This window comes from Halomonas getboli, assembly GCF_023094245.1.
In the GTDB taxonomy this organism is placed as follows: Bacteria; Pseudomonadota; Gammaproteobacteria; order Pseudomonadales; family Halomonadaceae; genus Halomonas; species Halomonas getboli.
Genome location: NZ_JALMEW010000002.1, coordinates 269527 through 293249 on the forward strand (window position 1 = coordinate 269527; position 23723 = coordinate 293249).

21 protein-coding genes and 1 other RNA gene are annotated in these 23723 nt (G+C 67.4%); 17 read left to right on the plus strand and 5 right to left on the minus strand.

Translation table 11 applies throughout. The features are described 5' to 3' along the window. The first annotated feature begins 4 nt into the window (after positions 1-4). From MYL53_RS06210 to nhaC, 9 genes are all read left to right on the plus strand, one after another. Positions 5-706, plus strand: coding sequence for a CoA transferase subunit A (locus tag MYL53_RS06210; protein ID WP_247852764.1), 702 nt, complete (start codon positions 5-7; stop codon positions 704-706). Further along, a complete protein-coding gene (locus tag MYL53_RS06215) occupies positions 696-1349 on the plus strand; it encodes a 3-oxoacid CoA-transferase subunit B (protein ID WP_247852765.1) in 654 nt (217 codons plus the stop codon). Before MYL53_RS06210 ends, MYL53_RS06215 begins: the two co-directional genes overlap by 11 nt. Then, positions 1349-2629, plus strand: a complete 1281-nt coding sequence (locus tag MYL53_RS06220) for an ArgE/DapE family deacylase (RefSeq protein ID WP_247852766.1) — start codon at positions 1349-1351, stop codon at positions 2627-2629. The genes MYL53_RS06215 and MYL53_RS06220 overlap by 1 nt, the downstream gene beginning before the upstream one ends. Further along, a complete protein-coding gene (locus tag MYL53_RS06225) occupies positions 2626-3804 on the plus strand; it encodes an acetyl-CoA C-acyltransferase (RefSeq protein ID WP_247852767.1) in 1179 nt (392 codons plus the stop codon). The genes MYL53_RS06220 and MYL53_RS06225 overlap by 4 nt, the downstream gene beginning before the upstream one ends. Positions 3805-3987: 183 nt before the next feature. After that, the gene (locus tag MYL53_RS06230; RefSeq protein WP_247852768.1) at positions 3988-4791 is read left to right on the plus strand and encodes a transporter substrate-binding domain-containing protein; all 804 of its coding nucleotides are present in this window, start codon (positions 3988-3990) and stop codon (positions 4789-4791) included. Positions 4792-4868: 77 nt separating this feature from the next. Further along, on the plus strand, positions 4869-5525 hold the full coding sequence (locus MYL53_RS06235) for an amino acid ABC transporter permease (RefSeq protein WP_247852769.1): 657 nt from the start codon (positions 4869-4871) through the stop codon (positions 5523-5525). A gap of 45 nt (positions 5526-5570) precedes the next feature. Then, positions 5571-6224: an amino acid ABC transporter permease gene (locus MYL53_RS06240; protein ID WP_247852770.1), complete on the plus strand. Its 654-nt coding sequence runs from the start codon at positions 5571-5573 to the stop codon at positions 6222-6224. Positions 6225-6236: 12 nt separating this feature from the next. Beyond that, complete coding sequence (locus tag MYL53_RS06245) at positions 6237-7016, plus strand: amino acid ABC transporter ATP-binding protein (protein WP_425591739.1); 780 nt, start codon at positions 6237-6239, stop codon at positions 7014-7016. A gap of 97 nt (positions 7017-7113) precedes the next feature. Continuing rightward, a complete protein-coding gene (nhaC, locus tag MYL53_RS06250) occupies positions 7114-8571 on the plus strand; it encodes a Na+/H+ antiporter NhaC (protein ID WP_247852771.1) in 1458 nt (485 codons plus the stop codon). A gap of 83 nt (positions 8572-8654) precedes the next feature. Here nhaC and MYL53_RS06255 read toward each other — a convergent pair whose 3' ends face one another. Beyond that, a complete protein-coding gene (locus tag MYL53_RS06255; protein ID WP_247852772.1) occupies positions 8655-9800 on the minus strand; it encodes an N-acetylmuramoyl-L-alanine amidase in 1146 nt (381 codons plus the stop codon). Positions 9801-10134: 334 nt separating this feature from the next. Continuing rightward, an RNA gene (gene ffs, locus MYL53_RS06260) (signal recognition particle sRNA small type) lies at positions 10135-10231 on the minus strand. A 252-nt stretch (positions 10232-10483) separates the two neighbouring features. On the opposite strand from ffs, the gene MYL53_RS06265 reads away from it, so the two are divergent. The 3 genes from MYL53_RS06265 (at position 10484) to MYL53_RS06275 (ending at position 14590) form a co-directional block, all read left to right on the plus strand. Continuing rightward, entirely contained in the window at positions 10484-11707 is a 1224-nt protein-coding gene (locus tag MYL53_RS06265; RefSeq protein ID WP_247852773.1) for an ATP-grasp domain-containing protein, read from the plus strand. A 45-nt stretch (positions 11708-11752) separates the two neighbouring features. After that, positions 11753-13768 carry a hypothetical protein gene (locus MYL53_RS06270; RefSeq protein ID WP_247852774.1) on the plus strand — a complete coding sequence of 672 codons (2016 nt, stop codon included), beginning with the start codon at positions 11753-11755 and terminating at the stop codon, positions 13766-13768. A 66-nt stretch (positions 13769-13834) separates the two neighbouring features. Then, a complete protein-coding gene (locus tag MYL53_RS06275) occupies positions 13835-14590 on the plus strand; it encodes a TlyA family RNA methyltransferase (protein WP_247852775.1) in 756 nt (251 codons plus the stop codon). 226 nt (positions 14591-14816) lie between these two features. On the opposite strand, the gene mscK is transcribed toward MYL53_RS06275, so the two are convergent. After that, positions 14817-18239: a mechanosensitive channel MscK gene (gene mscK / locus MYL53_RS06280; RefSeq protein ID WP_247852776.1), complete on the minus strand. Its 3423-nt coding sequence runs from the start codon at positions 18237-18239 to the stop codon at positions 14817-14819. A 154-nt stretch (positions 18240-18393) separates the two neighbouring features. Between mscK and MYL53_RS06285 the strand changes: the two genes are divergently transcribed. From MYL53_RS06285 to MYL53_RS06305, 5 genes are all read left to right on the plus strand, one after another. Then, positions 18394-19470, plus strand: coding sequence for a phospholipase A (locus MYL53_RS06285; protein WP_247852777.1), 1077 nt, complete (start codon positions 18394-18396; stop codon positions 19468-19470). Positions 19471-19545: 75 nt separating this feature from the next. Continuing rightward, the gene (locus tag MYL53_RS06290) at positions 19546-19878 is read left to right on the plus strand and encodes an ElaB/YgaM/YqjD family protein (RefSeq protein WP_247852778.1); all 333 of its coding nucleotides are present in this window, start codon (positions 19546-19548) and stop codon (positions 19876-19878) included. Beyond that, positions 19878-20273, plus strand: a complete 396-nt coding sequence (locus MYL53_RS06295; RefSeq protein ID WP_247852779.1) for a phage holin family protein — start codon at positions 19878-19880, stop codon at positions 20271-20273. The genes MYL53_RS06290 and MYL53_RS06295 overlap by 1 nt, the downstream gene beginning before the upstream one ends. Positions 20274-20276: 3 nt before the next feature. Further along, entirely contained in the window at positions 20277-20570 is a 294-nt protein-coding gene (locus MYL53_RS06300; RefSeq protein WP_247852780.1) for a YqjK family protein, read from the plus strand. A 105-nt stretch (positions 20571-20675) separates the two neighbouring features. Beyond that, entirely contained in the window at positions 20676-21410 is a 735-nt protein-coding gene (locus MYL53_RS06305) for a ParA family protein (RefSeq protein ID WP_247852997.1), read from the plus strand. 24 nt (positions 21411-21434) lie between these two features. On the opposite strand, the gene MYL53_RS06310 is transcribed toward MYL53_RS06305, so the two are convergent. Together MYL53_RS06310 and MYL53_RS06315 are read right to left on the minus strand one after the other, a co-directional pair. Next, entirely contained in the window at positions 21435-22388 is a 954-nt protein-coding gene (locus tag MYL53_RS06310) for a CHAD domain-containing protein (protein ID WP_247852781.1), read from the minus strand. Between the two features lie 107 nt (positions 22389-22495). Further along, positions 22496-23671: a BaiN/RdsA family NAD(P)/FAD-dependent oxidoreductase gene (locus MYL53_RS06315; RefSeq protein ID WP_247852782.1), complete on the minus strand. Its 1176-nt coding sequence runs from the start codon at positions 23669-23671 to the stop codon at positions 22496-22498. Positions 23672-23723: the final 52 nt, after the last annotated feature.

Sequence of the window (23723 nt, forward strand, 5' to 3'; positions counted from 1 at the left end):
TCCCATGACACGGCTCAATCACAAGCACACCACGCTCGAGGCGGCGATCGCCGCCATTCCCGACGGCGCCTCGATCATGGTCGGCGGCTTCGGCACGCCGGGCACGCCCTGCGCACTGCTCGACGAACTGCTGACCCAGGGCCAGAAACGCCTGACGCTGATCAAGAACGACGCCAACGAGCCGGACATCGGCATCGGCCCGCTGATCCGCGCCGGCCGCGTCGAGCGGCTGATCACCTCGCACATCGGTCTCAACCGGGTCGCCATCGAGGAGATGAACCAGGGCCACCTCGCCGTGGAGATCCACCCCCAGGGGCTGCTGGCCGAGAAGATCCGCTGCGCCGGCGCCGGCCACTACGGTTTCCTGACCGATATCGGCCTGGGCACCGAGATCGGCGAGGGCCGCCGCGAGATCGACTGCGACGGCCGGACCTGGGCGATCGAACCCGCCATCCGCGCCGACTTCGCCCTGGTGCACGCCGACCTGGCCGATGCCTACGGTAACCTCGTCTATCGCGGCACCGCGATCAACTTCAATCCGCTGATGGCCATGGCCGCCGACCGCGTCATCGCCCAGGCCTATCGAGTCGAGGCGCCCGGCCGGCTGGCACCGGCCTCCATCCACACGCCCTGCGCCTTCGTCAGCCAGGTCGTGCAGGTCGACCCCGCCGCCGACCAACAGGGAGGCCACGCCCATGCCGTCTGACCAGGAACGCATCCTCGCCCGCGCCGCCCGGGAGGTTTCCCACGGCCAGATCGTCAACCTCGGCATCGGCCTGCCCACCCGGCTGTTCCACTACCTGCCGCCGGACATGGAGGTGCTGGTGCACTCCGAGAACGGCGTGCTGGGCTGCCAGCCCCTCGCGCCCGATGCCGAGCCCGACCTCGAGATGATCGACTCCGGCGGCGCCTATATCGGCACCCGGCCCGGGGCCAGCGTCTTCGACAGCGCCCTGTCCTTCGCCATGATCCGCCGCAGCCGGGTCGACGTGACCTTCATGGGCGCCTTCGAGGTCGACCAGCAGGGCAACCTCGCCAACTGGAAGATTCCCGGCAAGTTCTCGCCCGGCATCGGCGGCGCCATGGAGCTGGCGCAGAAGGTCCGGCGGCTGGTGGTGCTCTGCTCGCACAACGACAAGCACGGCAATGCCAAGATCCTGCGCCAGTGTCGGCTGCCGCTGACGGCGCGGCGCTGCGTCTCGATCATCATCACCGAGAAGGCGGTGATGAACGTGACCGAGGCGGGCCTCGAGGTCGTGGACATCGCCGAGGGGCTCGACGTGGCCTCGCTGCGCGCGGCCACCGAGGCCGAACTGATCATCGACGAACACCGGCTGGGGAGGTTCTGATGCTGAATGCCACCGAAACGCGGCTGCTCGAGCGCTGCGAGGCGCTGATGGACACCACCCTCGACCTGACCCGCGACCTGGTGCGCGGCTACAGCGTGCTGGGCCAGGAACGCGGCGCGCTCGACACCATGGAACAGTGGTTCGAGCGGCTCGACCTGCCGGCCGAGCGCGTCGCCCTGGATGCCCCGGGCTTCGCCGATCATCCCCACCGCGCGCCCACCGCGTGGTCGAGCGAGGGCCGCTACAACCTGGTCACCCGGCTGAACCCGGACGCCGACAGGCCCCATCTGGTGCTCAACGGCCATCTCGACGTGGTGCCCGCCGAGCCCACCGACATGTGGACGCGGCCGCCCTGGGAGCCCTGGGAGCAGGACGGCTGGCTGTACGGTCGCGGCGCCGGCGACATGAAGGCCGGCATCGCCGCCATGGTGATGGCCGTGCAGGCAGTGCGCGAGAGCGGCATCGAGATCGACTTCCCGCTGACCCTGCAGACCGTGATCGAGGAGGAGTGCACCGGCAACGGCGCGCTGGCCTGCCTGCATCAGGGCTACAGCGGCGACTTCGTGCTGATCCCCGAGCCCTTCGGCGCCCAGATCTACAGCGGCCAGGTGGGCGTGCTGTGGTTCCGCCTGCGCGTCGACGGCGTGCCGGCCCATGTGCTGGACACCCGCGCCGGCAGCAACGCCATCGAGACCCTGCAAGGCTACCTGCCGGCCTTCAAGGCGCTGGAGGACGAGATCAACGCCCTGCCCCGACCGGCGCCCTACGACGCCCTGGAACACCCCTTCAACCTCAGCATCGGCAAGATCGAGGGCGGCAACTGGGCCTCCAGCGTACCGGCCCACGCCATCCTCGAGGGCCGCGTCGGCTTCCCGCCGGGCCTGAGTGCCGACGAGGTGATGGCGCGGGTGCGCGAGGTCGTCGCCACACACCACCGTGCGTTGGACGACGGCAGCCCCGCGCCGCGGGTCGAGTTCCACGGCTTTCGCTCCGAGGGCCACCTGGTCGACCTCGAGACGCCCGGGATCCGCCTGCTGTCGCGCTGCCACGAGGATCTCGTCGGCGCGCCGCCGGCCCACTACCTCTCGACCTGCACCACCGACCTGCGCGCCTTCCACGTCTCGGGCGGCATCAACGGCACCTGCTACGGCCCGGTCGCCCAGCGCATCCACGGCGTCGACGAATGCGTCGAGATCGACTCCATCCGCCGGGTGCTGACCACCTACGCCCTGTTCATCCATCGCTGGGCCACCGGCGACACCGCGCGGAGCCCCTCATGAATGCCGCCTATCTCGTCGACTTCGCGCGCAGCGCCTTCACCCGCGCCCATCCCCGCAAGCCGGAGGTGGACGCCTGGTCAGACACCCGCGGCGACGTGCTGCTCGGCCGGGTGATCGACGCCCTGCTGGAACGCAACGCAGTCGAGGGCGACGCCATTCAGGACCTCGGCATCGGCTGTGCCCTGCCGGTGAAGGAGCAGTGGAGCTTCGGCGGCCGCTATCCGCTGTGGCTCTCGCGGCTCGGCAACGGCTGCCCCTCGCGGCTGTTCGACCAGCAGTGCGGCTCCGGCCTGGCGGCGCTGCGCGGCACGGTGCGCGAGATCCAGGCCGGCGCCATCCAGGCCGGCATGGCCGGTGGCTTCGAGAACATGTCACGGGTGCCGATGGGCCCGAGCCTGTTCAAGGAAGGCGTGCTGACGGTGCCCGAGGCCCTGCAGGGCAAGGACGACCTCGACCTGAGCGTGGCCATGAACATGGGCCTGACCGCCGAGCGCCTGGCCCGGGAGAGCGGCATCACCCGGGAGGCCATGGACGCCTTCGCCCTGCGCTCCCATCAGCGGGCCGGGCTGGCCGAGCGGGAAGGCTGGTTCGACGGCGAGCGCCTGTCGCTGACCAACGCCGCCGGCGAGTCCGTCGAGCGCGATGCCAACATCCGCCCCGACACCAGCCTTTCGCGGCTGGCCGAGCTCGACCCGGCCTTCCTCGAGGGCGGCCGGGTCACCCCCGGCAACAGCTCGCCGCTGACCTCCGGTGCCGGCGCCGCCCTGGTGATGTCCGAGAGCGCCCTGGCGCATCACGGGCTTGCGCCCATGGCGCGGGTGGTCGAGGTGGTCGACTGCGGCGTGATGCCGGAGCGCATGGGTGCCGGCGCGGCGGTCGCCATCGAGCGCGTGCTCGCCGCCACCGGCCTCGGCATCGACGACATCGACGCCTGGGAGATCAACGAGGCCTTCAGCGCCGTGCCGCTCTATGCCATCGACACCCTGGGGCTCGACCCCGAGCGCGTCAACGTGTTCGGCGGCGCCTTGGCCCTGGGCCATCCCCTCGGCGCCACCGGCATCCGCCTGGCCGGCACCCTCGCTCGCACGCTGCAACACCAAAAAGGGCGCTACGGCTGCGCGGCGGCCTGCATCGGCGGCGGCCAGGGCATCGCCATGATCCTCGAACGAGCATGACGCGCGCAGGCAACGGCCTGCACCGCTACCCCTGCCCCACAGTCAGGAGGTGATCGCCACCCCCCGCATCGAGAACGTCGAAAGCGTCATCCAGCAGATCCATAAATTAATCACCTAGACTCATAGCGCCAGACCCATAACGCCAAATCCATCACGCTAACTCCATAACAAGCAGGCAATAACATGACAAAGCACAACAAGCCGTTCCACCGTCCCGTCATCGGCGCCCTGGCACTGCTCGGCGCCCTGTCTCTGGCCAGCTTGCCGGCCCAGGCCCGGGACCTTCCCGAGATCCAGGACGATGTCTTCCAGGTGGCCAATTCCGGTGCCTACCCACCGTTCAGCTTCGTCGATACTCAGGGCAACCTGGTCGGCTTCGACGTGGATATCGCCAAGGCGCTGGCGGACAAGATGGGCGTCGAGGTCAATATCCAGACATCGCCCTGGAATGGCATCGTCGCCGCCCTGGCCGGGGGCCGTTTCGATGCCTGCATCTGCAGCATGAGTGCTACCGAGGAGCGTCGGAAGGCCGTCGACTTCACCGATCCCTACTACCGCTCGGGGCTCTCCATCTGGGTGCAGGAAGAGACCGATGACGTCTCCAGCATCGCGGACTTCGAGGGCAAGCGAGTGGGCTCGACCCTCGGCGAGACGGGTAACCAGTGGGCCACCGAGCACGCCGAAGGCCGGTGGCGCAACCAGACCTTCCAGGGGCTGCCCGACATGCTCAATGCCCTCACCACCGGTCGCATCGACGTCATGGTCGCCGATGACATTCCCGTCTATGTCGCGCTCAACGAGGACGATATCGCCATCAAGCAGGTCGACGTGGGCGATCTGCCTCGCTTCCCGGCCGCCATCGCCGTCCAGAAAGGCTCTCCGCAGCTCAAGGAGGCGCTCAACGAGGCGCTGGCGGAGATCCGGGCGGATGGCACCTATCAGGACATCGTCGACAAGTGGATCGGCGCAGGCGTCGAATTCAACTGACGGGATCGACACAGCAGGGCAACAGCCCTGCTGCCCCCCACCCTTCCTGACAACACGACAACAGGAAAGAAGGGATCATGGACTTCAATCTGATGATCGAGATCACGCCGCTGCTGATCAAGGCGGCGTGGGTGACCGTGGACATCTCCGCACGCGCCCTGTTCTTCGGTTTCTTCATCGCCTCGGTACTGGTGTTTTTTCGCACCTCGCGCATCACACCCGTTCGCTGGCTGGCACGCGCCTATATCAGCGTGGTGCGCGGCACGCCCTATTTCGTGCAGCTGCTGCTGGTCTTCTACGGTGGCCCCGCCGTCGGCCTGCGCCTGGACCCCTTCACCTGTGGCGTGGTAGTGGGGGCCTTCAATATCGGGGCCTACATGAGCGAAGCCATTCGCGGCGCCATCGAATCGGTGGAAAGTGGCCAGAACGAGGCGGCGCGCTCCCTGGGCTTCGGTCGCCTGGAAACCCTGAGGTATATCATCCTGCCCCAGGCCGCCGGGCTGATGATTCGCTCGATCGGCGTACTGGCCATCATCCTGGTCAAGAACTCCTCGCTGGTATCGATCATCTCGGTGATCGAGCTGACCTATCAAGCCCAGCGCCTGATCGGCTCCACCTACAAGCCTCTGGAAGTCTTCACGCTCAGCGCCCTGATGTACATCGTCATCATCTATGCGGTCATGGGCATCGTGGAATTCCTCTATCGCCGAGCCACACGCTACACCTTCCTGTAACGCATACAGGGCGCCTTAGCTGACCACAACAAGAAGGATTGCCCCATGGAATTCGATTTCAGCCCCGTCATCGAGTACCTGCCTACCCTGCTTCAGGGCGTCGGCGTCACCCTGCTGATCGGCCTGGCCGTTGCCGTGATGTCGGTAATCGGTGGCCAGATCGTGGCGGTCATCACGCTATATACCCGCAAGATGGTGAACTGGCCACTGCGCTTCTTCATCTGGCTGTTCATGACCACACCACTGCTGCTGCAGCTCTACTTTCTTTACTTCGGCCTCGGCGAACTGATCCTGATACCGGCCATCGTGGTGGGGATTCTTGGCCTTGGCTTTCATTACATGGCCTACAACGCCGATATCTTCATTGCCACTATCCGATCGGTCTCGAGCGGACAGTACGAGGCCTCTCGTTCGCTGGGTTTCGGACACGTGAAAACGCTGTTCTACGTGATCCTTCCCCAGGCCTTCTATCGCGCCCTGCCCCAGCTGAGCAACAACATGATCATCATGGTCAAGGATATCTCGGTGCTGTCCGCCATCGGCATCGGAGAGATGGTGTATGTCTCGCAGTATGCCATCAGCGTGACCTTCCGACCCTTCGAGTTCTACATCACCATCGCCGTCATCTACTACCTGATCAATCTGATGATGGAAGCCGGCCAGACGTGGATCGAGCGTCGTGCCGCCTATCGCCGCTAACGAGGACGCGACATGACACAGTCGACAGAGACCCCGATGGTCGAGCTCAAGGGGGTCAAGAAACGCTTCGGTGACCTGGAGGTGCTCAAGGGCATCGACCTGAGGGTCGACCGCGGCAAGATCATCTCCATCATCGGACCATCGGGCTCGGGGAAGAGCACGTTACTGCGCTCGATCAACAATCTGGAGGTGATCGACGAAGGCAGCATCCTGCTGGATGGCGTACAGGTCAACCGTCCCGACCTCAAGGGCCTGGCCTTCGAGAGACATATCAATCATATCCGCCAGAACATGGGCATGGTGTTTCAGCACTTCAATCTGTTTCCCCATCTCTCGACATTGGACAACGTGACCCTGGCGCCCAGAAAGCTCAAGGGCATGAATGCCGGCAGCGCCCGTGAACTGGGCATGGAGTTGCTCGAGCGCGTGGGCCTGGCGGACAAGGCACGGTCCTACCCCAGCTCTCTCTCCGGGGGACAGAAGCAGCGCGTAGCCATCGCCCGGGCACTGGCCATGCAGCCCAAGGTCATGCTCTTCGACGAGGCCACGTCGGCGCTGGATCCCGAGCTGGTCGAGGAGGTGAACCGCGTCATGAAGGGGCTCGCCGAGGAGCACATGACCATGCTGATCGTCACCCACGAGATGGCTTTCGCGCGCGACGTCTCCGACTGGGCGATGTTCATGGATGGCGGCGTCGTGGTCGAGGCCAACACCCCGGATCACCTGTTCAGCCATCCCGAGCAGGAACGTACCCAGCACTTCCTGCGCAAGCACCTGGGCGCCCAGGCCTGACGAGGCACCCGCCCCAGCAGATTCAGAACACACCAGGACCCCCTCCGGCCGATCCCGCGATCGGTCGACGGTATCTTATGCCTTGAAGGAGCCATACGTGCACGATACGACGCCCCACGATGCATCCCTACGCCCCTCGTTTCTCGGAGCCCTGAGCTGCATCGGCTTCCTGTGTTTCATGATGTTCGCCCAGATCTTCCTCCTCGGTGAGGACTGGGTCACCCATATCTCGCTGATCCTGGCGATCGTGGTCTGCGCGATCATCGCGCTGCTCTCGGGCTTTCGCTGGCATGACGTCCAGAAGGGCATCCTTTACGGCTGCGAGATCGCCATGCTGCCGATGCTGATCCTGATGATGGTCGGCGTGCTGGTGGCCAGCTGGATCGCCTCGGGCACCATCCCGTCGCTGGTGTACTACGGCCTGACGCTGATCGATCCGTCCTACTTCCTGTTCACCACCGTGATCGTGTGTTCGATCGCCTCGCTGGTGACGGGCAGCTCCTGGACCACTGCCGCCACCTTCGGCGTGGCCTTCATGGGCATCGGCGGCGGCCTGGAGATCCCGCCCGCCATGACCGCCGGCGCGGTCATCTCGGGCGCTATCTTCGGCGACAAGATCTCCCCGGTCTCCGACTCCACCAACCTGGCGGCCGGCATCGCCGAGGCCAACCTGTTCGACCATATTCGCTCGATGTTCTACACCACCGGCCCCGCCCTGATCATCTCGGCGGCGCTGTTCTTCGTCATCGGCCTGGGTCACGACACCGGCGGTATCGATACCCCCCAGACCGACCAGCTGCTGCAGGGCATCCAGGCCAACTACTCGGTCAGCCTGCTGGCCTTCCTGCCGCCGCTGGTCGTGGTGGTGCTGGCCTACAGCCGCGTCAATGCGCTCGCCGTGATGGTCATCGGCAGCCTGGTCGGCGCCGCCATGGCCGTCGGCGTGCAGGGCGTGGCGATCGGCGACATGATGAACTACATGAACTACGGCTACGTCTCCGAGACCGGTATCGAGGCAGTGGACAGCCTGCTCAGCCGCGGCGGCCTGCAGGAGATGATGTGGACCATCTCGCTGGGCTTCATCGGCCTGAGCCTCGGCGGCCTACTGGAAAAGACCCGCATGCTCGAGGTGCTGCTCGACCGGATGGGCAAGCTGGTCAGCCACTCCCGGGGCCTGATCGTGACCCACGTGTTCGCGTCGCTGGCCACCAACCTGTTCTCCGCCAGCCAGTACATCGCCATCATCATCCCGGGCCGCATGCTGGTGCCGGCCTACCGGCGTCTCAGGATCCTGCCGTCGGTGTGCTCGCGCACCTGCGAGGACTCGGCCACCGTGACCTCGCCGCTGGTCCCCTGGGGCCTGGGCGGCGCCTACTACATGGGCGTACTCGATGTCTCGGCATGGGACTACATGGGCTGGACCTTCCTGGCCCTGATCACCCCCGTGATCGCCATCCTCTATGCGATGTTCAACGTCTTCATCTGGCGGGAAGGCGAGCGCAACGACGTCAACGCCTATGAACAGGAACACCGGGAGACGGCGCAGCCCGGCTGAGCACTGCCGTACCATCACCACGCCAAAAGGGCATCGTGCACGGCACGATGCCCTTTTCGTTGACCCCCTGGAAAGTCGTGCCATCAGGCGTGCAGCGGATAGCGCTCGAAATAGTCGCCGATGCTCTGGTGGAGGGCCTCCGCCAGGGCCTGCTGGTGGCCATCGGTCAGCAGCCGCTGGCAGTCCTGATGATTGGACATGAAGCCGTTCTCGACCAGGATCGACGGGATCTCCGGCGACTTGAGCACGGCGAAGCCAGCGGCATTGACGCGGTCATTGTGCAGATTGGTGGTCTGCGACAGGTGGTGCAGCATCGTCTTGGCCAGGTCGCGACTGGACGCGAGCGTACTGCTCATGGACAGGTCCAGCAGGATGTCCTGCACCTCGGGGTCCTGGCTGTAGATGCGACTCTGGCGGGTCGAGGCGTAGCGGTCGGCGCTGTTCTCGCTCTCGGCCAGCCAGCGCGCCTCCGCCGAGCCGGCGTCGTCCGCCCCCAGCACGTAGACAGAGGCCCCGGAGGCGCTCGTGCGCGGCGCCGAATCGGCGTGCAGCGAGACGAACATGTCCGCCTGGCGGTCCCGGGCGATCAGCACCCGCTCGTGCAAGGGAATGAAGGTGTCGTCGTCTCGCGTCATGATAGGCCGGAAGCGCGCATCCGCTTCGAGGCGGCGGCACAACTTGGCGGCGATACCGAGCGCCACGAACTTCTCGTAGTGATCCGAGGCGCTGATGCAGCCCGGATCACGCCCGCCGTGGCCGGCATCGATGGCGATCACCGCCGGCCGCGGGCCGTCGTCGGCCGCCTTCGCTTCTCCCATCAATGCCATGATCGGATCGCCCTCGCCGAGCTGGACCACCAGCCGTTTGAGGCCACGGCCCGCGTCCTGCATCGTCACCCGGGTCGGCACCGAACGTGCCAGATCCACCACCAGCCGAACGCCGTCCTGCCGCGCACCGGTTCGCACGCGCTTGACGATCGTCCCGCTCGTTTCCACCGTGTGTGTCGGCAGGACACGATCGATCCGCTTGAGGTCGATCACGAAGCGCGGCGGGCCATCGAGGCTGAACGATCGGTAATCGGCTTCCTCGGGCAGCTCGATCGTCAGCGTCGCCGAGCCACCGCTCGACGACAGGCTGTAGCGGTTGGCGCGACGCTCATCGGCCAGCGCCAGAGAAGAGGGAAACAGCGACAGCACGGCCAGCGCACCGAGAAAGCGCCTTCTTTCCATCGGGCCAGACTCCATTTCTGCAAGCGATCCTTGACTCTCAAACGTCCGCAGACGCCGAGCGCTGCCCGTGCATCGGCGGCATCCGCAGCGAAAAAATGTTATCTTATAACAGCGCGTGCCGGCGACCAACGCCCCGTCGGCTCACGGCGCCGTCGGCGCAGGCCTCAGACCATGGTCGAAGCAAAACGTGCCCCAGGCGCTCACGTCTTGGCAAACCATGGAGAACACATGCGCGCGGCCACGCCTGGCCTCGGACGAAGACGGCGAAGCGAAGGATAAGGCGGAACAGGAAAGAGGGCTCGGCGGGAAAAAATACGGCCCAAAATGGAGGCGGCCCCAAAAGCCACATCCCGGCACACGCATCCATCACTACCGTTGCTCCCTTCCGGGCCTGGCGGGGTTCGCGACTTAGCATTGCGGGAGGACCTGAGGGGCCACCACAGCGGGCATCTGACATGCCATTTGGTTCAGACACTTCTCTGAGCAGGATCAGGGAGTTGCCGAACGCCGCGCACTATACCAAGCGACCGGCGGCGCAGCAAGGAGCGATTGCCGAATCGTGACGTGCGTGGATGTCCATCAACGCGTCAACTGCACAGGAACGACTATGGTGTGGTTAGCTCGTCTCCTTGCCGTCGCCGACGGCGAGGGCCAATTCGTGAATCGCCGATCGGAGGCATCCCATGAAGAAAGATCCCAACAAGGGCTATATCGCGCTGCTGGGCTGGAGCCTGAATGCCATCGAAGCCGCCGAGAACTTCGACCGACGCTATGTGGTGGTGGCCCCGGACTGGGCCGAGGAGTACTGCCAGCAGCACGACATCCCCTACCTCTCCTGGAACTTCGAGCGCCTGAACGACCGCTCGATGGAGATCGCCGAGACGCTCAAGGAGATGGGCGTGAACGTGGCCATCCCGCTGTTCGAGGAAACCGTGGAATGGGCCGGCGCCATCAATTCGGTGCTGCTCGACAGCCCACGGCTATACGGCCAGTCGCTGCTGCTGCGCGACAAGGCGCTGATGAAGCGCCGCGCCCAGCTCGGCGGCATCCGCGTCGGCATCTTCGAGGAGGCCCATGACAAGGACGATGTCATCCGCTTTCTCAAGCGCGTCAACCAGACCCTGCTCAAGCTCGACGGCGACCCCAACGACCCCATTCACCTCAAGGCCTTCGACAAGGCCGGCTGCCTGGGCCATCGGGTGATCCGCACGCCGGACGAGGTCGACACCATTCCCGACGAGGAATTCCCGGTGCTGATGGAATCGCATCTGGACGGCTGGGAATTCGCCGTGGAGGCCTGGATCCACGACGGCAAGATCGCCTTCCTCAACATCTCGGAATACGTGACCCTGGGCTATTCGGTGTTCGTGCCCGCCTCGCCGGAGCTCGAGCGCTATCGTCCCCAGATCACCGCCCAGATCGAGAAGCTGATCAAGGCCTTCGATATCTCCTTCGGCCTGATTCACCCCGAGTACTTCGTCACCAGCGACGGCGAGATGTACTTCGGCGAGGTTGCCTACCGGCCGCCGGGCTTCAAGGTCTTCGAGCTGCTCGAACGGGTCTACGGCTTCAATGCCTATCAGGCCAGCATGCTGGTCTTCGACCCCAAGACCACGGCCGAGGAAGTCGCCGCCTTCTTCCCCAAGGAGGTCGTCGATGCCGACGGCTACGCCGGCTGCTTTGGGGTCTATCCGCGCCTGCGCGTGGTCAGCCAGCTGGAGATTCCCGAGGAGGTCGAGGACGACGCCTACTTCGAATCTCACGAGCTGACGCCGCCGATGCAGGAGACCGTCACCAAGCGCACCGCCTTCGGCACCCACTGGGGCCTGGTGTACTTCAAGGGCGACGATCCCCATCGCATGCGCGACCTGCTCAAGCGTATGGAAGAACTTGATTTCTATGTCTGATGGGGGCGTCATGGACGTCATCCCGCAGAATGACGAGGAGTCGGTGTGACCCATCCCCCCGCGCCAACTGGCGACGACAAGCTGACAGGCCTGCTGGCCCGACTGGACGAGGCCACGACCCTGCTGGCCCAGGCCCGGGACTTCGCCAAGCCGGGCAAGCTGCCACGGGTACTCGACACGGCCCGCCGCGTGCTGCTGCAGGAGGGCGGCGCCGCGGCGGTCGAATCCCGCACCGCGGCCATGGAGGCCGCCGGGGTCTTCGAGGGCTCGGACTGGGCCACGCCCCAGTTCCTGGTGCCCTCGCTGACCACCCAGGCACTGAAGAGCGCCGATGCCAACACCGTGGTGATCGAGGCGCTCAGCGAGCTCAGGCTGCTGGCGGTGGCCAGGGGCGACGTCCGCCACGCGCTGATCTCGTCGGAGCAGGCCCACCACTACCTGACCCAGGTGATGGCCCTGAACCTGTGGCTGCTGTTCGGCGCGCCCAGCGAGGCCGAACGCGAAACCCAGGGCCGCCTGGCCGAGCTGCCGCGGCGGCTGTTCGCCCATCTGGCCCAGCGCATCGGCTACGAGCACATCATCGACCGACTGATCGGCGAGATCTGGCGCATCCTCCAGCAGCGCCCGATCCAGGTCGGTCCGGTCAAGCAGATGATCACCCAGATCGCCATCTGCCAGGCCGACCCGGCGATCGATCTGGGCATCAGCGGCCAGGGCGCCGACCGCCTGGTCAGTTCGCTGTTCGGCCCCACCCACGCCTGCCGCGAGGACCCGGGCCTCGAGGTCTATCGCCAGCGCCTGACCGGCATGGATCCCACCGCCCTGCAGGCCGAGGCCACCGGCTTCGCCCGGGCGATGCACGATACCGGCCTGGTCTCACCCTATCACCCGGTACTGCTGCGCCACCTGCTGGACAACGGCGACACCCTGATCGGCGACGCGCTGGGGCTCTCCTCGACCGGCCGCGACTGCCTGCTGTGCTATCGAGAACTGGTGCATGCGCTGATCCGCGGCGGGCTTCACCCCGATACCGCCCAGGCCGTCTACGGCCTGGCGCTGACGCTCGAGCGCGGCATCCTCTACCAGCCACCGGTGGCGCCGGCGCTGTGGCGCCAGCTGGGTCTGGCCCTGTCGGACTGGTCTCAGGCGCGGCTCGATCTGGCCTTCGGCGCTGCCGTCTCGCCGCGGGCGCGGCTGCTGGAGGGCGTACTGTGCATGCTCGGCCTGCCGCTGGGCGTCGGCCAGGGCAACAATCCCACCTGCCAGTCGGCCCGGGCGCTGTCGATGTGGGCCTACAACGACCCGGACTACCTGCTGCAGATGGTGGCCTGGGCCGCCCGCGACGACGAGATCATCATGCACTTCGAGGGCCAGCCGATCTCATCGATGGCCAGCACCGGCGGCGTGGCCACCGAGCTGCCCATGGACCTGGACCCGGTATCGCTGATCGTGGTCCCGCATCTTGACCGCATCTACGCCGAGATGGGCCGACGCTGCATCGGCCGCGAGGGCGATCCCCACCGCTGGGTCAATCCGGAGTTCCACGGCTGGTGGTCGGGGCGCGGCTTTCGCATCAACGTCGACGTGGCCAGCGGCCAGCTGGTCGATCTCGACGGCTTCCTGCGCCACTTCTATGCCAGCTATCACCCCGGCTACAACGGCAACCAGCCGATCATCCATCCGCAGCCGGCGGGCATCGCGGTCACCGACAGCGCCGCCCGTTTCATCGGCTGGCACGCCATCACCCTGCTGCGGGTCAGCCTCGATCCCGGCGGCGAGACCCGCGTCTACTTCTACAACCCCAACAACGACAGCGGCCAGGACTGGGGCGACGGCGTGCGGGTCAGCACCGCCGGCCACGGCGAGCGCTTCGGCGAGGCCTCGCTGCCCTTCGAGCAGTTCGCCTCGCGGCTCTACATCTTCCACCACGACCCGCTCGAGCCCGGTGAGCCGGCGCGCATCGACCAGGCCGAGCTGGACCGGGTGATCGGCTACCTGCAGCGCAGCTGGGGCGCCGACCGCCTGCCGCCGGGCGGTCTGCAGGCCGAACCGGGCGGCTGACCGGGCCGTCCGCTGTGGCATAATGGCGGCCCTGCATTCCCCCTCTTCGACCGTCAGGACCGCCCCATGCCACGCCTCGACCAGCTGCTCCTTCTGAAGGGACTGGCGCGCTCGCGCACCCGCGCCCAGCGCCTGATCCGCCACGGCCGCGTGAGCCTCACAGGCGGCGGCCGGGTGCTGACCAAGCCCGGCGAGAAGCTGCCCGACACCACCGAGCTGAGCGTCGAGGACGACCCGGAGGAGCGCTACGTATCGCGCGCCGGGCTCAAGCTGGAGGCGGTGCTGGAGGCCCTGGCGCTGACGCTCGAGGGCCGCACGGTGCTCGACGTCGGCCAGTCCACCGGCGGCTTCAGCGACTGCGCGCTGCGCCACGGCGCGGCGCATGTGATCGGCGTCGAGGTCGGCCACGACCAGCTCGCCGACGAGCTGCGCGACGAGCCGCGCCTGACCTGCCTGGAGGGGCTCAACGCCCGTGCCATGCGCAGCGACCCGCGTCTGGTCGCCGCGCTGGCCGAGCATCCGGCCGAGGTGGCGGTGATGGATGTGTCCTTCATCTCGCAGACGCTGATCCTGCCGGAACTCGGCGTCCTGCTGCCCGAAGGCGGCGAGCTGGTGTCGCTGGTCAAGCCGCAGTTCGAGGTCGGCCCCGAGGGCGTCAACGCCCGCGGGCTGGTCACGGACCCCGCACGCTATGCCGAGGTGGAGGCACGCATCCGCGAGGCCAGCGCGGACGCCGGCTTCGCCATCGAACACTGGCAGGAGAGCCCGATCCGCGGCGGCGACGGGAATAGAGAGTTCCTGCTCTACGCCCGCCGGAGCTAACCGAAAAGTATCTGCGCTCGGCTATACGGCGTTAACAATCATCTCGAACGCGAGCCCGGTCAAAGTCCTCATTTACGGCTCGTAAACTCCGGCTTATGACTCGTGACATCCTGTCACTCGCTCTTCGAGCAGCGAAGCTGCCCAAATCGGCAATCCCTGCCGATTTGTCGTTGCTTTTTGCCTTGTCTAGCCTTCGCTCGAAGACTTTTCCGATACTGAAGGGGCTTTAGCGCCCGGCGTCGCCTCCGCCGTCTCCCGCCTCCAGCTCGCCCGGATCGCCGTTCGCGCCGGGCGGCGGATGGGCGGGCGCCTCGCCCGAGCCGCGGCTCGGCACCCGCGCCTCGCGGCCCCGGTCGTCGCGCAGCCACACGTCCATCTGATTGAAGGCGATCTCCAGGCCGTGCTCGGCGAACAGCTCGCCGACCCGGCCGTTGATCTCGTCGGTGGCCAGCAGCCGGTCGCCCAGGCTGTTGACGAAGATGCGCAGCTCGAACTCCAGGCTGCTTTCGCCGTAGCGCATGAACAGCACCTGGGGCTCGGGGTCGGCCAGCACCCGGGCGTTCTCCTCGGCGACCCGGTGCAGCAGCCGCTGCACCAGTCGATGATCGGAACCGTAGGCCACCCCGTAGGTCAGGATCACCCGGGTGATGCTGTCCGACAGCGACCAGTTGATCAGCTGGTCGGTGACGAACGTCTTGTTGGGAATGATGATCTCCTTGCGATCGAAGTCGGTCACCGTGGTGGCGCGGATGCGGATGCGGTTGACCGTGCCGGTGAGGTTGCCCAGCGTGATGGTGTCACCGATGCGCACCGGACGCTCGAACAGGATGATCAGCCCCGAGATGAAGTTGGCGAAGATCTCCTGCAGCCCGAAGCCGAGACCCACGCCGAGGGCCGCCACCAGCCACTGCAGCTTGCTCCAAGAGACCCCGAGCGTGCCCAGCGCCCAGACCACGCCGGTACCGATGATCACGTAGGACAGCAGCGAGCTGATCGCGTAGGCGCTGCCCTGCTTGAGCTCCAGGCGCGACAGCACCATCACCTCCAGGAGCCCCGGCAGGTTGCGCGCCATGATCAGCGTCAGCGCCACCACCAGCAGCGCCACGCAGAGGTCGGCCACCGAGATCGAGGTGCCCACCAGCTCACCGCCCTGCTGGCCCTCGCCGCCGAGAATCATCACCTGCTCGAGATAGCCGAACACCGTCAGCAGGTCGGCCCACACCAGGTAGAGGATGACCAGGAAGCCCAGCATCAGGATCAGCTTGGACAGGCGCAGCGACTGCTGGTTGACCTGCTGCATGTCCAGCGGCGGCTCCTCGACGACCTCGACGCCGTGCTCGCCGTTCTCGGCCTCATGAGCCAGCGCCCGGCGCCGGGCCAGCGCCCGCCGATAGGCCAGCCGCCGCGCCGCCACGGCCAGCCCGCGCACCACCGCCGCCTCGACCAGGATCCAGATGCCCAGCAGGTCCAGGGTGATCACGAACCGCCCCACCAGGCTGAGCGCGGTGTAGGCATAGCCGAAGATCACCAGCCCGCCCAGCACCAGGGGCACCATCGCCATCGCCAGGCCCAGCAGCAGGCGGAACAGCTTGACGCCGAAGAACGGCGTATGGGCCAGAATCAGCCGCGCCAGCGCCAGGCTCATGCCTACCAGACCGACCAGCAGCAGCAGCAGCGCCAGCGGGCGCTGGGTCAGGTCGATGTCGACGTCGCGGGCCTGGGTGCCCACGAACAGCACCGGCACAAGCGCCAGCCCCAGCCACCACAGCCAGCGGCGCAGCCGCGCCACATAGCCGCTCGGCCAGTGAAAATGGTGGATGGCCACGCCGTCGGACACCAGCAGCCGTCGCATCCAGGCGATCATCGCCCAGGCCAGGGCCAGATAAAGCAGCGCCGAGCCAATGCTGACCGCCAGCCCGACGCCCCCGAAGATCATCGCCAGCGCCACCGCCACCAGGCACAGCGGCCCCGGCAGCGCCAGCAGCGCCTCCAGCGCGATGGCCTGTGGCGTATGACCCTGGCTGTCCTGGCGCAGATGCCCGATCTCGTCGTGCAGACGCGCCAGATGGCGGGACAGCGGCCGGCGCAGCGCCAGCAGCACGCCGGCGAGCAGCAGCACCGGCGAGGCCAGCAGCGCCCCGGCATCGGGCCAACGCCAATGGACCGGCAGGGCGCGACGCCACTCCCCCTCGCCCCATTCAACGCTCAGATGGCTCGGCAAGCGGGTCAGCCAGCTCAGGTCCAGCGGGCGGGCGTTGGCGATCCAGAACAGCTGCTCGTCGATGGTGCCGCGCAGCTCGCGGCTGGTCTCGACCAGCTGCTGCTGGTTGAGCTGCAGCTCGATGGCCGCGGTCAATAACTCGCCGTAGGTCGGCTCGAGCCGGTCAAGCAGCTCTCGCCGGGCGCGCAGCAGCTGCACCAGGGACTCGCTGACGGCCTCGGAGGCTTGAGCGCCGGCCTCCTCGAGGCGCCGATCGGCCTGCTGTTCGGGATCCTGCAGGCGCTCGCGCTGACGGGCGAGCTCGAACTGCTTCAGCCGCAGGTCGGCGATTTCCTCCTTGAGACCATCGGTGGACTCGATGCTCGGCAGGGCGCGGCGCTGTTCGCGCAGAATCCGCGACAGCAGCGGGCTGCCGCGGATCGCCTCGATATGCTCGGACAGTCCGCGCTGCAGCTGACGCACCCGCTCGAGCTGACGCCGCGCCTCCTGGCCCTGACGCTCCAGTTCGTTGGCCCGACTGGTCGCCCGCAGCAGCTCGAGGCTCATGTCGCGATTGGCCTGACGCGCTTCCAGGATCTGGGGATGCTTGGCCACGCCCTCCGGCTCGTCCCCGACGGCCTCGGCGACGGCCTGCTCCGACTGCTCGCGGCGACGCTGCTCGAGCGAGGCCTGCAGCGCCTGAACACGCGCTTCGAGCCGCGCCACCCGCAGCTTGTAGAGGTCACGCTGCTGCTGGGCCAGCTCCCGAAAGCGCGAATTGGTGGCCAGCTCGCGCCGATGCAGCGCCAATCGTCGCTCGGCCAGCGCCCGCGCCACGAGATGCTGTATCCGCTGCGGGGCATCCTTCGCCGCCTCGCGGGCCGACAGCGCTTCGAGGGCGCGTCGATGTTCTTCCATCGCCGCGGAGGCTTCGCTGATTCCCTGCTGGGCACGCTCGGGTAGCGTCTGAGTGCCGAGCAGCCGGGTCTCCACCTCGGCGAGGCGATCCTGGGCTTCCTCGAGGTCATCGGTGGCCGTCTCCAGGCGCGCGGTCAGGGTATCGAAGTCCAGCCCCGCCAGCGCCTCCTGATCCGGCACTTCCCGCGGCGTGTCCTGCAGGCTCGCCAGCGACTCCCGCGCCTGGTTCAATGCCTGGGGCGCCTGCTCGGCGCGCTTCTCCAGGTCGGCCAGCTGTGCCTCGACGTCGTCCAGGGCCTCGAGCCCGGCGATCGCCGACTGCAGGGCATCGATCGCCTGCTGCGCCGCAGCATCGGCGGTCTTGCCCTCTTCAGGACGAAGCGAGGCGAGCCGCTCCTCGAGGTCGGCACGTTCGGGAAGCTCGTCGGTCTGGGCAGCGACCGGGATCGCCGCCGACAGCGTCAACAGCGCGAGCAGGCAGCAAAGAATGTGAAAGCGGACGAGCCGCCGACAGCGCGGAAAAGCGATCACTGGCACCTCGACAAGGCGAACTCATGGGCGTGTCAGCGGATTGTCGTCGTCTCGGGGCGGCAAGACAATCGGCCGGCGGGCGATGACTGGCCGTTGACTTGCCCAGCGGGCATGATAGAAGAACGCTTCCACCTAGACAGGGTAGCCGCTCCCCATGGCTCCACGCTTTATCGTCCCCTTGACCGCCGCCGTGCTGAGCGCCGGCCTGGCCGGTCAGGCACAGGCCCAGACACAGGCTCCGCTCGACGATGCCGAACGCCAGGCCATTCGCGACCGCATCCAGTCCCTGCAGGACGAGATCGGCGAGCTGCGCGCGCGCCTGACCCGGACGGCCGACGTCGAGGACGCCGCGCCGGCAGGCGCCGAACCGACCGACGACACCACGCCCACGGAGGAAGCCACGAATTCGCCGCAGCTCGGTGCCTCGGTGGCCGAGCGGCGCCTGCTGGAAGAGGAATCCGCCGGCAATCCGTTCGCGATCACCGCCCACCATCGCAACTATCTGTTGCCGTTCAGCTATAGCCGCTCTCCCAACCAGGAGACCTTCAACGAGATCGACCACGGCGCCAGCCCCGATCGGATGGAGGTGAAGTTCCAGTTCAGCGCCAAGTTCAAGCTCGCCGAGGACCTGGTCTTCAATCGCGGCGATCTCTACTTTGCCTACACCCAGCGCAGCTGGTGGCAGGCCTACAATTCCGATGCCTCCTCGCCCTTCCGCGAGACCAACTACGAGCCGGAGGTCTTCGTCGACTTCGACAACGACTGGACGCTGGCCGGCTGGACCAATATCGACAATCGGCTCTCGCTCAATCACCAGTCCAACGGCCGCTCGGGCGACCTGTCGCGCAGCTGGAACCGCCTGATCCTGACCAGCACCTTCATCAACGATGACTGGGCGATCTCGATGTCGCCCTACTGGCGCCTGCCGGAAACCGAAGGTCAGGACGACAACCCCGACATTCACAAGTACATGGGGTACGCCGACGTCACCGTGGCCCGGAAGCTGTTCGATGACCAGGAAGCCAGCCTGCTGTGGCGCGGCAACCCCGACAGCGGACACATGGGCGCCCAGCTCGACTATTCCTGGCCGCTGTTCGGCAAGATCCGCGGCCATGTCCAGTTCTACCAGGGCTACGGCGAGAGCCTGATCGACTACGACCGCAGCACGCAGCGCCTGAGCCTCGGCTTCAGCCTCAACCCGCTGTTTTCCACCGGTACCTTCTCGCAGTGATCTGCCGCAGATCATGACGCTCCGCGGAGACGACTGCTATGCTGGGCCTGTCACGCACCGTCAGAGGATGACCCGATGACCGATCACACCTCCCGTACCCGTGAGTCCACCGAACAGCTCAAGGAAGATCTGCAGCACCTCTCGCAGACCGTCGAAGAGCTGGTCAACGCCACCGCCGACGACTCCCGCCACAACATCAAGGAGCTGCGCGAGCGCGCAGAGAAGCGCCTCAGCGAGACCCGCGCCCGGCTCGAGGCTCGCGGCGAACGCGCCTACCGCGACGCGCGCGAGAGCGTGACCCAGCAGGCCGACGCCTGCGACCGCTACGTCCGCGACAATCCCTGGACCAGCATCGGCATCGGCGCCGCCGTCGGCGTGGTCGTCGGCATGCTGATCGGGCGGCGCTGATGTCGGAGAGCCAGGGACCGGCTCAGCGGCTGTTTGGCGCCGGCAAGCGGCTGCTGGGCAGCCTGCTTGCCACCGGCGAGACGCGTCTGCGCCTCGCCGTGCTGGAACTCGAGGAGGAGCGCGCGCGGCTCATCACCCTGCTGCTGCTGGCCGGCATCAGCCTGCTGCTGCTTCTGCTGGGGCTCGGCGCGCTGACCACCCTGATCATCGTTGCCTTCTGGGACAGCTATCGGCTGGCCGCCATCGGCGGCTGTGCCGCGGTGCTGCTGATCGGCGGCCTGGGGCTGGCGGGCTGGGTGTTGCACCTGGCCCGGCGCCGCACCCTGCTGGTCGACACCCTCAAGCATCTGGCGCTGGACCGCGAGCTGATGGAGACCCGAAGCGAGGAGCGCTGACCGATGACCAAAGCCGAGCGCCGAGCCCGCAAGGCGGCCCTGGAGGCCGCTATCGAACAGCAGCGCCTCGACCTGCTGGTCGAGGCCGAGCACTGGCACCAGGCCGCCCGCCCGCTCGAGGCCGGCTGGCAATCCCTCCAGCGCTATCGGCTGCCTGCCGTGGGCGGCGGCGCGCTGCTGCTGTGGTGGTCGCTGCGTCACCCCGCGGCGGCCAAGCGACTGGCCCGGCGCTCGCTGTTCGTGGCGGTCACCGCGCGGCGCCTGAAGCAGCTGCAGCGCTTACTGCCCCTCCCCTAGGCCCGTCTGACAGCGATTATCATCCCGCCGTAACACACTGACATGGCAGGCCTGTTATGATTTTGTTTCGACCTCGTGACGGAACGACGACAGGACATGGACTCCATGCGCATGCTGGCGCTGTATAGCATCAAGGGCGGCGTCGGCAAGACGGCCTCGGCCGTGAATCTGGCCGCGGAGGCCGCCCGAGCGGGATACCGCGTGCTGCTCTGGGACCTCGATCCCCAGGCGGCCACCAGCTTCTACCTGCGCGTCAAGCCCAAGGTCCGCGGCGGCGTGGACAAGCTGGTCAAGGGCAAGGCCGCCTTCGACAAGGTGATCCGCGCCACCCAGATCGAGGGGCTCGACCTGCTGCCGGCGGCGCTGGCCTCGCGCGAGATGGACGCCCTGCTGGCAAAGCGCGGCGCGAGCCACCTGCGTCAGATCCTCAAGCCGGTGCGCGACGACTACGATCTGGTGATCCTCGACTGCCCGCCCAGCCTCTCGCACCTGTCGGAGAACATCTTCTCCAGCGTCGACGCCCTGCTGGTGCCGGTGGTGCCCACGGTGCTGTCGCTGCGTACCCTGGACCAGCTCCAGGACTTCCTCGACGATCACGACATCGCCTGCACGCTTTGGCCCTTCATCACCCTCGCCGACCGCCGCCGGACCCTGCACCGCGAGGTCATGGAAGGCTTCCACGAGCGCTGGCCGCTGCGGCTGTCGATCGATATTCCTTCGGCCAGCGCGGTGGAACGCATGGGCCTGGAGCGCGCCCCGGTGCGCGATTACGCCCCGCGCAGCGCCGCGGCCAGGGCCTATACCGCGCTGTGGCGAGAGATCGATCAGCGTCTGCACTGAGACAGGCACACCAACCCGACACCCTCAGTCGCCGCGCATGGCGGCGATCGCTGCCTCCAGCCGTGCCGACCGCGTCGTCTCGCGAGCGGCTTCCAGGGCGCGATCGTAGTGGACCAGACGACGCTCACGGTTGGCCCGCGCCAGCCCCATGAAGCCGCGCAGATGACGCGGTGCCGAGGCCCGGGCCTGCTTCCCACCGGCCGCCAGCGCAAGGCGTGCCCGCGCCTCCTCGTCGGCATGGGCGGCCGCCGCCGCCTCGAGCGCCGGCTCGCGTACTAGATCGTCATGCAACACGCCGAAGGCATCCTGAAACGCCTTCATGGCCTCTTCTGCCTCCTCGAAGATCGGCGCTTCATCCTTCCAGGGCCTCAGCAGGTAGCGGATGCGCTTGCCGGTAATGCGCGGGCGATGCAGGGCCTCGCGCTCGTCTGCAGAGCCGATGGCGGCGAGCTCCGCGGTCAGGGTCTCGTGCAGGGCGGACAGTTCCCGGGCCGTCGCCACGCCGAAGCGCGGCCCGCCACTCTGCTTGGCCAATACAGCGAGGGTCTTGCCGAGCTCGCGATCGAGGGCCGGGAAACCGGCCTCCAGCACGCAGCGGGCCTCGGCGTAATCGGCCTCGACCCGGGGCACCAGGCGCTCGGCCCACCAGTCGATGGCACCACGCTCGGCGTTGCCCAGTGCCGGCCGCTCCGATTCGAGCCAGGCCAGCATCACCTCGCCGTCGCGGGCCTCATTGGTGGCGCGGGCCAGGTCGCGCAGGCGCTTGCGCTGGGCCTTGGGAATCGCCACGCCCGGATAGCCGCGATAGGCCTTAAGCCAGGAGCGCAGCCGACGCAGCGCCACCCGGAAATCGTGCAGCCCCTCGCTGTCGTCGGGCGCCTCGATGCGCGGCCAGGCCTCGCGGGCCTTGGCCAGCAGCTCCAGGCCCTGCCGACCGACCACGCGACTCAGGCGCTTGCGATGCAGCGGCTTGCTCATGGCGACCTCCCTCCAGGGCGAGCGATGCTCCCAGTATAGGCCGACCTAAGCCGTTGATAGATCGAAGAGATAGAGCGACGCGAGGAGTCTCGCCCCGGAAGAGACGCCTAGAGGGACTGGCCGCAGGCCACGCCCGACGCCCAAGCCCACTGGAAGTTGTAGCCGCCGAGCTGGCCGGTGACGTCCAGCACCTCGCCGATGAAGCGCAGCTGCGGCAGGCCATTGACCTCGAAGGTCTTCGACGACAGCGACCGGGTGTCGACGCCGCCCATGGTGACCTCGGCGGTGCGCCAGCCCTCGGTGCCGGCGGGCTTGATCCGCCAGTCGTTGAGGCGCGCGGCCCAGGCCTCGAGATCGGCGTTGGAGCGCTCGGCCATGGGGCCATCGCCGCCGTGCCACTCGACCAGTGCCTGGGCCAGGCGCCGCGGCAGGCGCTCGCCCAGCCAGGTGGAGAGCCGCCGCTTGGGCGACTCGCGGCGCGCGGCCGCCAGCGCCTCGAAGGCCGGCTCGCCGGGCAGCAGGTCGATGGCGAGCTCGTCGCCGGGGTGCCAGTGGCTCGACGCCTGCAGCAGCGCCGGCCCGGACAGCCCGCGGTGGGTGAACAGCATCGGCTCGCGGTATTCACCGTCGCGGCAGCGCGCCACCACCTCGGTGGAGAGCCCGGACAGCGCCGCGGTACGCTCCTTCCAGGCCGAGGTCAGGGTGAAGGGCACCAGGGCGGCGCGGGTATCGGTCACCTCGAGGCCGAACCGGCGGGCGATCTCGTAGCCGAAGCCGGTGGCGCCGAGAGTCGGAATCGACAGCCCGCCGGTGGCCACCACCACCGCCCCGGCGTCGATGCGCCCGACGGAGGTCTCGATTCGCATGCCCTCGCCCTGGCGCTCGAGCGCGTCGACCGACGTCTTGAGGCGGATCTCGACGCCGGCCCAGTCGCACTCGGTGAGCAGTACCGCCAGCAGGTCCTTGGCCGAGTCGGCGCAGAACAGCTGGCCCGGCGCCTTCTCCACGTGCTCCAGGCCGTGGCGCTCGACCAGCTCGACGAAGTGCTCCGGCCGATAGCGCTTGAGCGCCGAGATGCAGAAGTGCGGGTTGTTGGAGAAGAAGTTCGCCGGGGAGGTGTCGAGATTGGTGAAGTTGCAGCGCCCGCCGCCGGACATCAGGATCTTCTTGCCGGCCTTGTTGGCATGATCGATGACCAGCACCGAACGCCCGGCATAGCCGGCGGTCAGCGCGCACATCAAGCCGGCGGCGCCGGCGCCGATAATCACCACGTCATACTTCATGCCACTGCGCTCCCCGTGCCGCCGCGCCTCGTCTCGCGCGGACGCCCGCCAG